This is a genomic window from Pseudomonas sp. B21-040 (assembly GCF_024748695.1).
Lineage (GTDB): Bacteria > Pseudomonadota > Gammaproteobacteria > Pseudomonadales > Pseudomonadaceae > Aquipseudomonas.
The window spans coordinates 74,554-89,601 of sequence record NZ_CP087176.1 but is presented as its reverse complement, the minus strand read 5'-3'; the positions used below and the strand labels follow the sequence as shown (position 1 = coordinate 89,601).

The 15,048-nt window shown below is 58.1% G+C and carries 15 protein-coding genes; 11 read left to right on the top strand and 4 right to left on the bottom strand.

Annotation, left to right across the window (positions count from 1 at the left end):
- Nucleotides 1–51 precede the first annotated feature (51 nt).
- From prlC to LOY55_RS00405, 3 genes are all read left to right on the top strand, one after another.
- On the top strand, nucleotides 52–2,103 hold the full coding sequence (gene prlC, locus LOY55_RS00415; RefSeq protein WP_258667415.1) for an oligopeptidase A: 2,052 nt from the start codon (nucleotides 52–54) through the stop codon (nucleotides 2,101–2,103).
- The gene (locus LOY55_RS00410) at nucleotides 2,100–2,387 is read left to right on the top strand and encodes a YheV family putative zinc ribbon protein (protein ID WP_046031082.1); all 288 of its coding nucleotides are present in this window, start codon (nucleotides 2,100–2,102) and stop codon (nucleotides 2,385–2,387) included. Before prlC ends, LOY55_RS00410 begins: the two co-directional genes overlap by 4 nt.
- A 111-nt stretch (nucleotides 2,388–2,498) precedes the next feature.
- Complete coding sequence (locus tag LOY55_RS00405; protein ID WP_223523655.1) at nucleotides 2,499–4,520, top strand: M3 family metallopeptidase; 2,022 nt, start codon at nucleotides 2,499–2,501, stop codon at nucleotides 4,518–4,520.
- Between the two features lie 29 nt (nucleotides 4,521–4,549).
- Here LOY55_RS00405 and LOY55_RS00400 read toward each other — a convergent pair whose 3' ends face one another.
- A complete protein-coding gene (locus tag LOY55_RS00400; RefSeq protein ID WP_223523657.1) occupies nucleotides 4,550–5,197 on the bottom strand; it encodes a tyrosine-protein phosphatase in 648 nt (215 codons plus the stop codon).
- Between the two features lie 215 nt (nucleotides 5,198–5,412).
- Entirely contained in the window at nucleotides 5,413–5,715 is a 303-nt protein-coding gene (locus LOY55_RS00395; protein WP_258667414.1) for a hypothetical protein, read from the bottom strand.
- Nucleotides 5,716–5,908: 193 nt separating this feature from the next.
- Between LOY55_RS00395 and LOY55_RS00390 the strand changes: the two genes are divergently transcribed.
- A complete protein-coding gene (locus LOY55_RS00390; RefSeq protein WP_046031078.1) occupies nucleotides 5,909–6,967 on the top strand; it encodes a PA0069 family radical SAM protein in 1,059 nt (352 codons plus the stop codon).
- Nucleotides 6,968–7,211: 244 nt separating this feature from the next.
- Nucleotides 7,212–7,943, top strand: coding sequence for a carbonic anhydrase (locus LOY55_RS00385; RefSeq protein WP_046031077.1), 732 nt, complete (start codon nucleotides 7,212–7,214; stop codon nucleotides 7,941–7,943).
- Between the two features lie 115 nt (nucleotides 7,944–8,058).
- Here LOY55_RS00385 and LOY55_RS00380 read toward each other — a convergent pair whose 3' ends face one another.
- Nucleotides 8,059–8,709, bottom strand: a complete 651-nt coding sequence (locus LOY55_RS00380) for a hypothetical protein (protein ID WP_077430959.1) — start codon at nucleotides 8,707–8,709, stop codon at nucleotides 8,059–8,061.
- A 371-nt stretch (nucleotides 8,710–9,080) separates the two neighbouring features.
- On the opposite strand from LOY55_RS00380, the gene coxB reads away from it, so the two are divergent.
- The 4 genes from coxB to LOY55_RS00360 all read left to right on the top strand — a co-directional run bounded on the left by coxB (nucleotide 9,081) and on the right by LOY55_RS00360 (nucleotide 13,471).
- Nucleotides 9,081–10,208: a cytochrome c oxidase subunit II gene (gene coxB / locus LOY55_RS00375; RefSeq protein ID WP_109786900.1), complete on the top strand. Its 1,128-nt coding sequence runs from the start codon at nucleotides 9,081–9,083 to the stop codon at nucleotides 10,206–10,208.
- Between the two features lie 82 nt (nucleotides 10,209–10,290).
- Complete coding sequence (ctaD, locus tag LOY55_RS00370) at nucleotides 10,291–11,889, top strand: cytochrome c oxidase subunit I (RefSeq protein WP_046031074.1); 1,599 nt, start codon at nucleotides 10,291–10,293, stop codon at nucleotides 11,887–11,889.
- A gap of 117 nt (nucleotides 11,890–12,006) precedes the next feature.
- The gene (locus LOY55_RS00365) at nucleotides 12,007–12,558 is read left to right on the top strand and encodes a cytochrome c oxidase assembly protein (RefSeq protein WP_046031073.1); all 552 of its coding nucleotides are present in this window, start codon (nucleotides 12,007–12,009) and stop codon (nucleotides 12,556–12,558) included.
- 25 nt (nucleotides 12,559–12,583) lie between these two features.
- On the top strand, nucleotides 12,584–13,471 hold the full coding sequence (locus tag LOY55_RS00360) for a cytochrome c oxidase subunit 3 (RefSeq protein ID WP_109786899.1): 888 nt from the start codon (nucleotides 12,584–12,586) through the stop codon (nucleotides 13,469–13,471).
- 3 nt (nucleotides 13,472–13,474) lie between these two features.
- On the opposite strand, the gene LOY55_RS00355 is transcribed toward LOY55_RS00360, so the two are convergent.
- On the bottom strand, nucleotides 13,475–13,678 hold the full coding sequence (locus LOY55_RS00355; protein WP_046031071.1) for a twin transmembrane helix small protein: 204 nt from the start codon (nucleotides 13,676–13,678) through the stop codon (nucleotides 13,475–13,477).
- 70 nt (nucleotides 13,679–13,748) lie between these two features.
- On the opposite strand from LOY55_RS00355, the gene LOY55_RS00350 reads away from it, so the two are divergent.
- Nucleotides 13,749–14,489: an SURF1 family protein gene (locus LOY55_RS00350; RefSeq protein WP_223523659.1), complete on the top strand. Its 741-nt coding sequence runs from the start codon at nucleotides 13,749–13,751 to the stop codon at nucleotides 14,487–14,489.
- On the top strand, nucleotides 14,455–15,048 hold the full coding sequence (locus LOY55_RS00345) for a hypothetical protein (RefSeq protein ID WP_109786898.1): 594 nt from the start codon (nucleotides 14,455–14,457) through the stop codon (nucleotides 15,046–15,048). The genes LOY55_RS00350 and LOY55_RS00345 overlap by 35 nt, the downstream gene beginning before the upstream one ends.

Here is a 15,048-nt window from a genome sequence, read left to right as displayed (position 1 = left end):
GTCGATTGTAATTAAGATGGCCGCATGTTTCTTCCAGCCAAGGTGCCAACCGTGAGCGTGAACAACCCTCTTTTGCAGTCCTACGACCTGCCGCCGTTCTCCACGATCCGTGCCGAACACGTGCAACCGGCCATTGAACAGATCCTGGCTGACAACCGCGCCGCCATTATCGAGATCCTCAAATCCCAAGGCAAACAACCCACCTGGGCCGGTCTGGTATTGGCGATGGACGAACTCAATGATCGCCTGGGTGCTGCCTGGAGCCCGGTCAGCCATCTGAATGCCGTGTGCAACAGCGCCGAACTGCGTGAAGCCTACGAGTCCTGCCTGCCCGCCTTGAGCGCGTACTCCACCGAGCTGGGCCAGAATCGCGAACTGTTCCAGGCGTTCGAAGCGCTCGCCAATAGTCCCGAAGCCGCCGGTTTCGATGTGGCGCAGAAAACTATCCTGGAACACTCCCTGCGTGACTTCCGCCTGTCGGGTATTGACCTGCCAGAGGCTGAGCAAAAGCGTTACGCCGAAGTGCAGAGCAAGCTCTCGGAACTGGGCAGCCGCTTCTCCAATCAGTTGCTCGACGCCACTCAGGCCTGGACCCGACACGTCACCGATGAAGCCACCCTCGCCGGCCTGACCGATTCGGCCAAGGCGCAAATGGCGGCGGCAGCGCAGGCCAAAGGCCTGGACGGCTTCCTGATTACCCTGGAATTCCCGAGCTACTACGCGGTGATGACCTACGCCCACGACCGCGCCTTGCGCGAAGAAGTCTACGCCGCCTACTGCACCCGTGCCTCGGACCAAGGCCCGAATGCCGGTCAGAACGATAACGGCCCGGTCATGGAAGAAATCCTCGACCTGCGCCAGGAACTGGCCAAATTACTCGGTTTCGCCAGCTTCTCGGAGCTGAGCCTGGCCACCAAAATGGCCGAGTCCAGCGATCAGGTGCTGAGTTTCCTGCGCGACCTGGCCAAGCGCAGCAAGCCGTTTGCCGCTCAGGACCTGGAACAGCTCAAAGCCTATGCCGCCGAACAAGGCTGCCCGGACCTGCATAGCTGGGACAGCGGTTTCTACGGCGAAAAACTTCGCGAACAACGTTACAGCGTGGCTCAGGAAGCCCTGCGCGCCTACTTCCCGATCGACAAAGTGTTGAGCGGGTTGTTTGCCATCGTTCAGCGTCTGTACGGCATCGAGATCGCCGAACAGAAAGGCTTCGATACCTGGCACCCGGACGTTCGCCTGTTCGAGATCAAGGAAAATGGCCAGCACGTCGGCCGATTCTTCTTCGACCTCTACGCTCGCGCCAACAAGCGCGGCGGGGCATGGATGGACGGCGCCCGCGATCGTCGCCGCACCGCTGAAGGCGTGCTGCAAAGCCCGGTGGCCAATCTGGTGTGCAACTTCACCCCGGCCGACAGTGGCAAGCCGGCGCTGCTGACTCACGATGAAGTCACCACCCTGTTTCACGAATTCGGTCACGGCTTGCATCACCTGCTGACCCGCGTCGAACACGCCGGTGTATCCGGCATCAACGGCGTGGCCTGGGATGCGGTCGAGTTGCCGAGCCAGTTCATGGAAAACTGGTGCTGGGAGCCAGAAGGCCTGGCGCTGATCTCCGGTCACTATGAAACCGGCGAGCCACTGCCTCAGGACCTGCTGCAGAAAATGCTCGCGGCGAAAAACTTCCAGTCCGGCCTGATGATGGTGCGTCAGCTGGAATTCTCGCTGTTCGACTTCGAGCTGCACGCCACCCACGGCGACGGTCGTAGCGTGGCGCAGGTGCTTGAAGGCGTGCGCGACGAGGTCTCGGTCATGCGTCCACCGGCCTACAACCGCTTCCCGAACAGCTTCGCCCACATCTTCGCCGGCGGTTACGCGGCGGGTTATTACAGCTACAAGTGGGCGGAAGTGCTGTCGGCCGATGCGTTCTCCAAGTTCGAAGAAGACGGCGTGCTCAATGCCGAGACCGGTCGCGCATTCCGCGAGGCCATCCTGGCGCGCGGGGGTTCCCAGGAACCGATGGTGCTGTTCGTCGACTTCCGTGGCCGTGCGCCATCGATTGACGCACTCTTGCGCCACAGCGGCCTGAGTGAGGACGCGGCAGCATGAGTGAGGGACCTGTGATTACCAAAAGACGCTTTATCGCCGGAGCGGTTTGCCCGGCTTGCAGCGAGCCAGACAAGCTAATGATGTGGAGCGAAGACGACGTGCCACATCGCGAGTGCGTGGCCTGCGGTTATTCTGACACCCTGAATGAACAAGGCCTTTCCGTGCCCAAGGAACTGGGCACGCGGGTCAACACCTCGGCACTGAAAGTGCCGGACGCCAAGGTTCAGGCCGTACAGTTTTTCCCGAACCCGAAGCTGAAGAAAAAACCTGACGAGCAACACTGAGTCAACACCACCTTCCACTCTTTGACGGGTGGAAGGTGGTATCTATCTACCGCCCTTCCTGCGTGCTTCCCGCTTAGGCTGACCCCTTCAGCCACTATCAAGGAAGACGCCATGCCTGATACCAATCCGCTTTTGCACCACTGGGATCTCCCGCCTTGGTCGGCCATCCGCGCCGAGCATCTGGTGCCGGCCATCGAATCAATCATTGCCGACAATCACCAAACCATTGCCGAGATCACGGCCAGTCAATCCGAATTTCCGACCTGGGATGACCTGGTGCTGGCCATTGTTGAAACCGATGCTCGCCTGGATGAAGCGATGGGCATTATCGAAACCCTGATGACGGTCAAACACGACAATAAAGCGTGGGACACCGCAAGCCGTCGCTGTGGAGACGCCCTGGCGCAGTACAAGACGCAGAAGATGAGCAATCGGGAACTCTGGAAAGCCTGCCTGCGTCTGGCGCAAAGCTCGATTGCTCAGAATTTCGACGATTCACGCAAAGCCGTCATGAGCAAGATTCTGCGTGAGTTTCGCTTGTCGGGAATCGATTTATCCACCGAACAACAGCAACAGCTGACGCGGCTGAACCTCGGTATCAGCCTGTTCGAAGACCTTTTTTTGAGCAATCTGCACAGTGCCAGCTCTGCCTGGAGCAAGCACATCGACGACATCACCCGGCTCAATGGCCTACCCCAGGAGACCAAGGACCGTCTATCGCGCAACGCCCGACAGGCAGGACAAGATGGCTGGCTGATTCGTCTTGACCAGCACACCCGCCATCAAGTCATGACCTACGCCGAGAACCGCGCCCTTCGCGAAGAATACTTTATCGCCTACTCCACACGCGCTTCCGATCAGGGCCCAAACGCAGGGTCATTTGATAATGGTCCCGTATTGGAGCGTCTGTTGTCCCTGCGTCAGCAGAAAGCCCGACTGCTTGGGTACGAAAACTTCGCGCAATTGAGTCTCGCATCAGAAATGGCCGAATCCACGGCGCAAGTCAGCGAGTTTCTGCGTCGACAGGTGACGCTTGAGACACCGGCGCTTGTGCGGGACACCCAAGCGCTCGATGCGTTCGCGCTAGAGCGTGGCCTGAGTGAAGTCCACGCCTGGGACCATGATTTTCTCGCCGAACAATTGCGCCAGCAAAGTCTCGCAGGTGCCCTGAATGACCTGCGGGCCTATTTTCCCCTCGACGGGACTTTGCATCGGCTTTGCCTGTTCAGCGAACGTATGTTCGGGATCAAGATCGCCGAACAGACAACGTTCAGTCGCTGGCATGACAGCGTGCGACTGTTCGAAGTCAGCGAGCATGGGCAGGTGATCGGACACATTTACCTCGACCCCTTCCATCGAGAGGAGGCTTCGGACTATGCCTGGACCGCCACACGACGCAATCGACGAGTGAATGCCGAGGGTCGATTGATACTGCCGATTGCGATACTTCACCCCAACTTCACCCCAGGGATCGCCGATCATCCGTGCCTGCTTACCCACCAGGACCTGCGGGTGCTTTTTCATGAGTTCGGCCATTGTTTGCAGCACACCCTGACGCGATCACCTCATCACAACCTTTCCGGTATTTCACAACTGGGTCGTGATACCGCGGAGTTCGCCGGTCAACTGTTCGAGCGATGGTGCCTGTCGCGCGAGTTTCTATTGTGGCTGGCAGCGCACTACCAAACTGGCGAGCGATTGAGCGAGGAACGTATCGACAAAGCGCTGGCCGCTGTTCAAACACAAACCAGCCGGGAAACCGCGAGACTGCTGCTGGGTGCCTTGCTCGACTTCGATTTGCATCTTTGCCAGGGTGATAGCCGCAGCCTTCAGCAAGTCTTCGAGGACGTTCAGAGGAGGATTCCCGGCCTGCAACTGCCGTCCTATTGCCGGTTCGCCAACAGCTTTGACTACATGGTGACCGGCTACGCGGCCACGGTTTACGCCTACCAATGGTCGGGGGTGCTGGCGACCGAGGTGTTCAAGCGGTTTCAGCAGGAGTGGTTATTCAACCCCCAAACCGGCAGGGCCTTTCGCGAAGCCTTTTTTTCACCTGGCGACTCACGCTCACTGCTGATTGCCTTGAATGAGTTCCTGGGGCGGTCGGCCACCGATCAACTGTTAACGGCCTAGCCAGAGATCATTGCCAGCTAAACCCGTGATTACTCAATGTGAGCCGATTTGAACCAGCTCTTCATCGAACAAGTGGCGAACGGGCTGGTGCTGCAATCACCATTGGCCAACGCGATGCGGAGTTTATCGACGTCGGCCTGCATCATGTAACGCACGCCATCCTTGAAATGGGTGCTATCACCAAAGCCGCCCCGAGTCATTTCATTCAGGGCGTCTTCCTTGCTCCAACCCTGGATCACGACCCGGTACATGGCCGCCATCAAGCCCGTGCGGTCCGAACCGTGTTTGCAGTGCATCAGCACCGGGCCACTGGCCTCGGCGGCTTGAATGGCACGAAGGGCCTTAAGTACATCCGCGTCGTCCACGTGATTGGTCCGATAGGGCAACTGAACCTGAGCAATACCCGGCACAGACAACCAACTCGAATCTGACTCTGGCAGGAAATTGATGACGGTTCCCACCTGCAATTTTTCCAGTAATGCAATGGCGCCGCGATCGGGCAAAGCGCTGCGGTAGAGCGTCGGGGACATCTGAAAGAGGTTGTATTTCGCTTCGACCGGTTGCGCCCATTCCGCCGGACGAGGGGACGCGCTGTCATCCGCAAGGGCGAGAGTCAGGTTGAAAAGTGCAACCAGTGACAACAGAAATGTGGCTGGCATGAGGCGCAGTCGGGACATGCTCGGACAACCGTATGAAAAAGTGTGGATAGGTGTCACGCAGCATCAGCCTTGAGCAGTCAAAGGCCTGTGAGCCTGCTGTCAAAGAATTGTGAACTGGCCACGCTCGTGGTACCGATACATTTCAATACTATAAAGCGACACGAAAAGATCCGCATCGCTTTACAAGTTCGCCGTTAAATCGTCGACTCGTCAATATTTATATATTGCGTGAGTTAAGGATTAATAATCTTCGAATAGACTTTTGCCAATGCAACCAGAACTACTTTGTCCTGTGCATCAATCTCGCCATTGCCGTTTACATCGGGTGCGCCACTCAGGGTGAAGGTCATGCCGCCGTCATTCGACACGGCCTCGCGGGTGCTGGTGTCCAGCAGAGAGTAAGTAGACGTTCGGCTCTCAGGGTCATAGCCCTCTTCCTTCAGCGCAAACTGCATGGAAACCCGAACTTCTTTTGGACTAACAAGCGTAGGTGCCAACAGTTGAAGGAATACGCCACGCTGATTGTAATTCGACATTTATTAAATCCTTTTAATATGATTAACACGATAACTTCGTGCGAAATGAAGAATACTGACAACGCCACTAAACTTGCCATGCGCATTATGTTTCTCATAATGACCGGCCTCACATTATTCACACGCCGAACGGCACTGGTCGATTGCATCGAGTCCGTATACTGTATGCACATACAGCTAAAGGATTTTGTCGATGGCTACTCCCTTGCCCCCTCGCGGACGCGGCACCGCGACCAACCCGCACAACCGCTTCGCGCCGAATCGCTCGGTGGCCGAGGATGACGGTTGGTATCAGGAAGCGCCGCTCACCCAGGGCACCGAAGTACGCATCGAAACGGCGAAAACCATCATCACCCGTAACAACTCGCCGGACTTGCCATTCGATCGTTCGATCAACCCCTATCGCGGCTGCGAACATGGCTGCATCTACTGCTATGCACGGCCCAGCCATGCGTATTGGGACATGTCGCCGGGGCTGGATTTCGAGACCAAATTGATCGCCAAGACCAACGCCGCCGATGTGCTGGAAGAACAGCTGTCCAAACGCGGTTATCAGTGCGCGCCGATCAACCTGGGGTCCAACACCGATCCTTACCAGCCAATCGAGCGTGAGCACAAAATCACTCGTAAAACCCTCGAAGTGCTGCTGCGTTACCGCCATCCGGTGACCATCATCACCAAAGGCTCGCTGATTCTTCGTGACCTCGACCTGCTGGCCGAACTCGCCGGGCAACGGCTGGTGGCGGTGATGATCAGCCTCACCACCCTGGACGATGAGCTCAAACGTATCCTCGAACCGCGTGCCGCAGCGCCCAAGGCCCGGTTACGGGCGATACGCGTCATGCATGAAGCGGGTATTCCGGTCGGTGTGTTGTGTTCGCCGATGATTCCGATGATCAACGACAGCGAACTCGAAAGCCTGCTGACCGAGGCGCATGCGGCCGGCGCGCAAAGCGCGGCCTACATGATGCTGCGCCTGCCGCTGGAAGTGGCGCCGCTGTTCGAAGAATGGTTGGCCGCCCATTATCCGCAGCGTGCCGCTCATGTGCTGAGCCTGATACGCCAGAGCCGTGGCGGTGAGCTCTATGACAGTCGTTTTGGTGCCCGGATGCGCGGCGAAGGCCCCTTTGCAGACCTGCTGGCACAACGTTTCAACAAAACCATCAAGCGCCTGGGGCTTAATCGTCGGGAAGGTTTTAATCTGGACTGCGATGCCTTCTGTCCGCCGGGTCGCCAGATGTCACTGATTTAAGGACAATTGGCCTATGGTTGAGTGGTGAGGAAATCACCGCACCTTTAGGCTGGTCACGTTTTTTGTGACCTGTAACACGCGTTCCAGAGCGGTCGACTCAGTTTGATTCAAGTTTCGGTAGCGACCTTGTTCGTAGAGTGACTGATGGGTCGAGGTTTTCGACCTGGATGTTTTTTAAACAGCCACTGGCTTCACACTGGACAAAACGGGACACTTCCCTGACTCCGCCATTGAGGATGAATTGATGAGTGAGAAGGATAAACAGCCGTTGGCTGCGTCGGCACAAGCCCAACCCGAGGCGGAAACCGCCGATGCAGCGTTACAGCATATCGTTGACGGCTTTTTGCATTTTCACCATGAGGTCTTTCCACAGCAGGAGGAGCTCTTCAAAAAACTCGCCACGGCCCAGAGCCCCAGAGCGATGTTCATCGCCTGCGCCGATTCGCGCATCGTTCCTGAGCTGATCACCCAAAGCGCTCCCGGCGATCTGTTCGTGACCCGCAACGTGGGCAATGTGGTACCGCCTTATGGGCAAATGAACGGTGGTGTTTCCACCGCCATCGAGTACGCGGTCCTCGCCCTTGGCGTGCAGCACATCATCATTTGCGGGCACTCCGACTGTGGCGCGATGCGCGCAGTGCTGAACCCGCAAAGCCTGGAAAAAATGCCGACGGTAAAAGCCTGGCTGCGACACGCCGAAGTGGCGAAAACCATGGTCCAGGAAAACTGCCATTGCTCTGACGAGAACGAAAGCATGCACATCCTCACCGAGGAGAATGTGATTGCTCAGCTTCAGCATTTACGCACGCACCCATCGGTGGCCTCGCGCATGGCCAACGGTCATCTGTTCATCCATGGTTGGGTCTACAGCATCGAAACCAGCGAAATCAAAGCTTACGACGCGGACCAGGGGCGTTTCCTGCCACTCGATGGCAGCCATCCGATTCCGGTGGCAACGCCCAAAGCGCGGTTCTAAAAACGCCTGAATCCTCGAGTGGGACCAGGCGAATTGAAATGAGGGGGAGTGAAGCGCGGGTTGGCAATGTGGGAGCGAGCCTGCTCGCTCCCACGGGAACATATTGTTCGATGGATCAAGCTGCCGGCTGATCCAGTTCCAGGCCTACACCCAAGCGGCGCGACATACACGGCCAGCGTTTCCACGCGGCGCCGGTGTCCGGGCTGTTGAGCTTCTCGCGGTAGGTTTCCACCGACTCCAGTGCAAAACTCTCATCATCGAGCATCTCGTCGATGGCGTGATGCACTGCTTCATCCAGTTGGTTGGCAAATTCCTCACCGATCAATTGGTGAGCAATCAGATTGGCGACCGTCATGTCCAAGGGGATCAGTGGCTGGCCGAAATGCTTGATGTACAGGTCGTTGACCTCTTCTACAAAACGGTGCGCCAGATAGGCTTCATCCAGCAGGCTGTCGAGCCCGACATGGCCGGCCATGATGGTTGGCGGCTGGAGGAAGTACTGCTCGGCGATGTTCAGCACCGGTTTGATTTGTGAATCGATACCCGCTTCCCTTGCCACTTCATTGGCTGCGTCCAGCAGATCGGGTACTTCATCGATGTAGGCGCTAATAAAACGCGTCAGTACGCCATTGGCATCAGCCTCTGGCAATTGGATAGCAGGGTGTAGATGAGGCAGTTTGGTCTGCAGCTGACGCGCCAGCAGGCCAGTGTCTTTCTCGTGTTGTTGGGCTTTTTGGATCTGCTCGCGCAATGCGGCGGTGTTCATGAAAACTCCAGGAAACAAAGGCAATGAAATAGGGAAGACATAACTTAGCTGCCTTATGAAAAATGCTAAGACGCATTTGTCATAATTGTTTCATCCTTGAGACGCCTCCGTTATATCGATTTGCCACCACTCGTCTGCATCCTTCTCCATTCGTGCCCTTGAACGCAAGTACCAGCTGTTTCAGATCATTTACGCCATCACATTGCGAGGTAGCAGTCGCTGTCTATACTCGGGTGGGAATGGAGTTAGCTGATGACGCCCGACTGCACACGCAGCAAGGCTCGGCGATTCAAGTTCGTAGTCTGAAAAAGCCGCTCCCTTGCCGCAGGTGAAAGCCGGCGGGATAACAAGAACGATAAGGGGAACCCGCAATGATGCGACATCCACACGTCTGGATGGGCCTCCTGTTGTGGTCGATTTTCGGTCAGGCGCAAGCAGCCTGGACTGTGAATATGGCGCCAGGAGCGACTGAAATCAGTCACGCAGTATTTGACCTGCACATGACCATTTTCTGGATCTGTGTAGTGATCGGCATCATCGTCTTTGGCGCCATGTTCTGGTCGATGATTCTCCACCGCCGCTCGACCGGGCAGGTGGCCGCAAAATTTCATGAAAGCACCACCGTCGAAATCCTTTGGACCATCGTGCCCTTCATCATTCTGGTGGCCATGGCGGTTCCCGCGACGGCAACCCTGATCAAGATGTACGACGCCAGTGAGCCGGATATCGACATCCAGGTCACGGGCTATCAGTGGAAGTGGCACTACAAATACCTGGGCCAGGACGTTGAGTTCTTCAGCAACCTGAACACTCCCGCCGACCAGATCCACAACAAGGAAACCAAGGGCGAGCATTACCTGCTCGAGGTCGACAAGCCGCTGGTGTTGCCGATTGGTGCGAAGGTGCGCTTTTTGGTGACCTCCGCCGACGTCATCCATTCCTGGTGGGTCCCGGCCTTCGCGGTCAAGCGCGATGCGATCCCGGGGTTCGTCAATGAGGCCTGGACCCGCGTCGACAAGCCCGGCATCTACCGTGGCCAATGCGCCGAGTTGTGCGGCAAGGACCACGGCTTCATGCCGATTGTGGTCGAGGTCAAGGAAAAGGCCGATTACGAAAAATGGCTCGCCGACCGCAAGGCTGAAGCCCTGCAACTCAAAGAACTGACCAGCAAAGAGTGGACCCTCGACGAGCTCAAGGAACGTGGTGACAAGATCTACCACACCACCTGCGTGGCCTGTCACCAGGCCGAAGGTCAAGGGCTGCCGCCGATGTTCCCGGCACTCAAGGGCTCGAAAATCGCCACCGGACCGAAAGAAGGTCACCTGAGCATTGTCTTCCACGGCAAACCCGGCACCGCCATGGCGGCGTTCGGCAAGCAGCTCTCGGAAGTCGATATCGCGGCGGTCGTGACCTACGAACGTAACGCCTGGGGCAACAACAAGGGCGACATGGTCACTCCTAAAGAAGTGTTGGAGCTGAAACAGGCGGAAAGCAAATGACCCGGTCTATTGCGTACTTAAGGAACGGGTTGGGGCTACGCGCCCCGACCTGCCCAGCCCATCTGTTTGCAGGAGACAGGACATGACTGCTGTAGTCGATGAACATGTTCATACCGCCACCGACCACACCCACGTCCACGGCCCCGCCAAAGGCCTGATGCGTTGGGTGCTGACCACCAACCACAAGGATATCGGCACGCTGTACCTGTGGTTTGCGTTTTCCATGTTCCTGCTCGGCGGCTCGTTCGCGATGGTGATTCGCGCCGAGCTGTTCCAGCCGGGGCTGCAAATCGTCCAGCCGGAATTCTTCAACCAGATGACCACCATGCATGGCCTGGTCATGGTCTTCGGTGCGGTGATGCCGGCCTTCGTCGGCCTCGCCAACTGGATGATCCCGTTGATGATCGGCGCACCGGACATGGCGCTGCCACGGATGAACAACTTCAGCTTCTGGCTGCTGCCGGCCGCGTTCCTGCTGCTGGTGTCGACCCTGTTCACCCCCGGTGGCGGTCCGAACTTCGGCTGGACGTTCTACGCCCCGCTGTCGACCACCTACGCACCGGAAAGCGTGACGTTCTTTATCTTCGCCATCCACTTGATGGGGATCAGTTCGATCATGGGCGCGATCAACGTGATCGCGACCATCCTCAACCTGCGCGCCCCCGGCATGACGTTGATGAAAATGCCGCTGTTCGTCTGGACCTGGCTGATCACCGCATTCCTGCTGATCGCGGTGATGCCAGTACTGGCCGGATGCGTGACGATGATGCTGATGGACATCCACTTCGGCACCAGCTTCTTCAGTGCCGCCGGTGGCGGTGATCCGGTTCTGTTCCAGCACGTGTTCTGGTTCTTCGGTCACCCCGAGGTGTACATCATGATCCTGCCGGCCTTCGGTGCCGTCAGCTCGATCATCCCGACCTTCTCGCGCAAACCGCTGTTCGGCTACACCTCGATGGTCTACGCCACGGCGAGTATCGCGTTCCTGTCGTTCATCGTCTGGGCGCACCACATGTTTGTGGTCGGCATTCCTTTGGTGGGCGAGTTGTTCTTCATGTACGCGACGCTGTTGATCGCGGTGCCGACCGGGGTGAAGGTGTTCAACTGGGCCAGCACCATGTGGCAAGGCTCACTGACCTTCGAGACGCCGATGCTGTTTGCCGTGGCGTTCGTGATCCTGTTCTCCATCGGCGGTTTCTCCGGGTTGATGCTGGCCATCGCCCCAGCGGACTTCCAGTACCAGGACACCTACTTCGTCGTCGCGCACTTCCACTATGTGCTGGTGCCGGGGGCGATTTTCGGGATCTTCGCCTCGGCCTATTACTGGATGCCGAAATGGACCGGCCACATGTACGACGAAACCCTGGGCAAGCTGCACTTCTGGCTCTCGTTCATCGGCATGAACATGGCGTTCTTCCCGATGCACTTCGTGGGCCTGGCCGGCATGCCGCGACGGATTCCGGACTACAACCTGCAATTCGCCGACTTCAACATGGTCTCCTCAATTGGCGCGTTCATGTTCGGCGCAACGCAGCTCTTCTTCCTGTTCATCGTGATCAAGACCATTCGTGGTGGCCCGCCTGCACCGGCCAAACCATGGGATGGGGCCGAAGGCCTGGAGTGGAGCATTCCGTCACCGGCGCCGTATCACACCTTTACTACGCCGCCGGAAGTGAAATGAAACGCCTGGCCTTTGTAGGAGTGAGCCTGCTCGCGATGGGTTCGACGCGGTGTGCCAGACACACCGCCATTGCGAGCAGGCTCACTCCTACAGGGTTTGGCGTGGAGGTTGGAAACCATGGCTGATTCGATTTCGATGAAAAAACTGGTCACCCGCCTGCTGCTGGTGGTGGTGGCCATGTTTGTCTTCGGGTTTGCCCTGGTGCCGATCTACGACGTGATGTGCAAGGCCTTCGGCATTAACGGCAAGACCGCCGGGCAATACGAAGGCGAGCAAACCGTGGACACCTCGCGGCAGGTTCGCGTGCAGTTCCTGTCGACCAACACTGCCGACATGCCATGGGACTTCTATCCCAAGGCTGAGGAGTTGACCGCCAATCCGGGCGCTGTGAACGAGATGATTTTCATCGCGCACAACCCCACCGATCGGCCGATGAGCGCCCAGGCCGTGCCGAGCATCGCGCCCAGCACAGCCGCGGCGTACTTCCACAAGACCGAATGTTTTTGCTTTACCCAGCAAGTGCTGCAGCCCGGTCAACGGATCGAGATGCCGGTACGTTTCATCGTTGACCGTGACATGCCCAAGGATGTGAAGCACCTGACGCTGTCCTACACGCTGTTCGATATCACCGCCCGACATCCACCGGTAGCTGTAAACACTGGCGGCTGAGCGTGCCCGATAAGGAGAACAATAAATGGCAACTCATGAACACTATTACGTACCCGCCCAGAGCAAATGGCCGATCATCGCCACGTTCGGCATGGTCACCACGGTGTTTGGCCTGGGTACCTGGTTCAACGATCTGAAGGCCGCGCGGCCGGAATCCCACGGCCCGCTGATCTTTTTCGTCGGCGGCCTATTGCTGGCCTACATGCTGTTCGGCTGGTTCGGGACGGTGATCAAGGAAAGTCGTAGCGGCTTATATAGCGCTCAGATGGACCGCTCGTTTCGCTGGGGCATGAGCTGGTTCATCTTCTCCGAGGTGATGTTTTTCATCGCTTTCTTCGGCGCGCTGTTTTATGTACGTCACGTCTCCGGCCCGGCCCTCGGCGGTGAAGGTGCCAAGGGCATCGCGCACATGCTGTGGCCGACTTTCGAGTGGACCTGGCCGCTGCTCAACAACCCTGACTCGAAACTGTTTCCACCGCCCAAGGAAGTCATCAGCCCCTGGGGCTTGCCGCTGCTCAACACCGTGCTGCTGGTGAGTTCCAGCGTGACCGTGACCATCGCCCACCACGCGCTGAAAAAGGGTCATCGCGGCGCACTGAAACTCTGGCTGGCGATCACCGTGTTGCTGGGCTGTGCGTTCCTCACCTTTCAGGCTGAAGAATACATGCACGCCTACCACGAGCTGGGTCTGACCCTCGGCTCCGGCATCTACGGTGCGACGTTCTTCATGCTCACCGGTTTCCACGGCGCCCACGTGACCATCGGCACGATCATTCTGTTTGTGATGCTGATGCGGGTCATGCGCGGGCACTTTGATGCCGATCACCAGTTCGGCTTTGAAGCGGCGAGTTGGTATTGGCACTTCGTGGACGTGGTGTGGATCGGCCTGTTCGTTTTCGTCTACGTGCTATGAGGCTTACCAAGGCGCGTGCGACACCAACTGGCCACTGAAGAAGCCCCAGGCGATCAAGCCGACGGTGACAGCGGCCAAGGCCACACGAACACTCAAGGCAATGACGAGGCGGTTTGAGCTGCTGTCGTCCTTGACCAGAAAAAACAGGCCGCTGAACAGGCTGACAACCGTGGCAATCAGCATCAGGACGATGGCTGCTTTGAGCATGGTGAGACTCCGGGGGAAAGGCGATGCACTTGAGTATAGCTATCGCGACCAGCGACTTTTTGGCCTCGCCATGAAGCGCTTCCGGCCGGGCATCGTGCCGACCCTGGTGGTGGCAGCATTGCTGCCGCTGCTGGTGTCGCTCGGGTTCTGGCAACTGGGCCGAGGCGCGGAGAAAAGCGCGTTGCTGCAAAGCTATGCCGAGCGCCGCGCCGCCGAACCGATGGCCAGCACCGAGTTGCAACACACCGAAGACCCGGCCTTTCGCCGGGTTCACTTGCACGGCCAATTCGATGCCGCGCACAGCCTGCTGCTGGACAACCGCCAGCGTAACGGCAAGGTCGGCGTTGAGCTATTGCAACCGTTTCAGGACCAGGCGTCCGGGTTCTGGTTGCTGGTCAATCGCGGCTGGCTGCCCTGGCCGGACCGGCGCATACCGCCGCAGTTCACTACACCTGAAGAGGCCTTGAGCCTTGACGCCTCGGTCTACGTGTCCCCCGGCGCGACCTTCCAGTTGCATGCCGATCCGAGCACCACGACCTGGCCACAACTGGTGACCGCCGTTGAGCCGGCCAAGCTGTGGACGGCGCTGAACCGTGCAGGGTTCGCCTACGAATTACGTGAAGAAACCGGCCCCACGTCCTACCAGGCCGATTGGCCAGTAGTGGCCATGGGGCCGGAAAAACACCTCGCTTATGCCGTGCAGTGGTTCGCCATGTCGCTCGCCCTGTTCGGCCTTTATCTCTATCTCGGCTGGCACAACGCAAAGGAGAAACACCATGGGAGCGGCCATGAATCCACCCAACATGTCTGAGGCGAAAACACCGGCGAGTCGACGCAAGGGCCGCTTTCAGCTGCTGCTGATTTTGCTCGGGGTGATCGGTCCGATGATCCTCGCCACCGGCATGTACAAACTGCAGTTCTGGGTGCCGGAGGGTCGCAGCTATCACGGCGAGCTGATCGGTAACGGCCAGACACGCGCCGATCTGGGTGTGCAGGCACAAGAGGATCGCTGGCAGTTGCTGGTAACGGCGCCCAAGGATTGCTCGGTCGACTGCCAGCAACTGGTGTACCTGGCGCGACAAATCCAGATCGGCCTTGGCCGCGATGCCTCCCGCGCCAGCCACGCCTTGGCTGCCGCGCAACCGCTGAGCAGCGAGTACGACGCCAAGCTGACCCGCGAGTATCCTCAACTACAACGCTACCCCATGGACCTGACCACTTTCAGCAAGACGACAGGGGATAAAACTGCACCGCAACTGTGGATCATCGACCCGCACGGCAACCTGGTGCTGCTTTATGACCCGACGGTGAAGGGCAAGGATCTGCTTAACGACCTGCGTCATCTGCTGAAACTGTCGAACATCGGATAA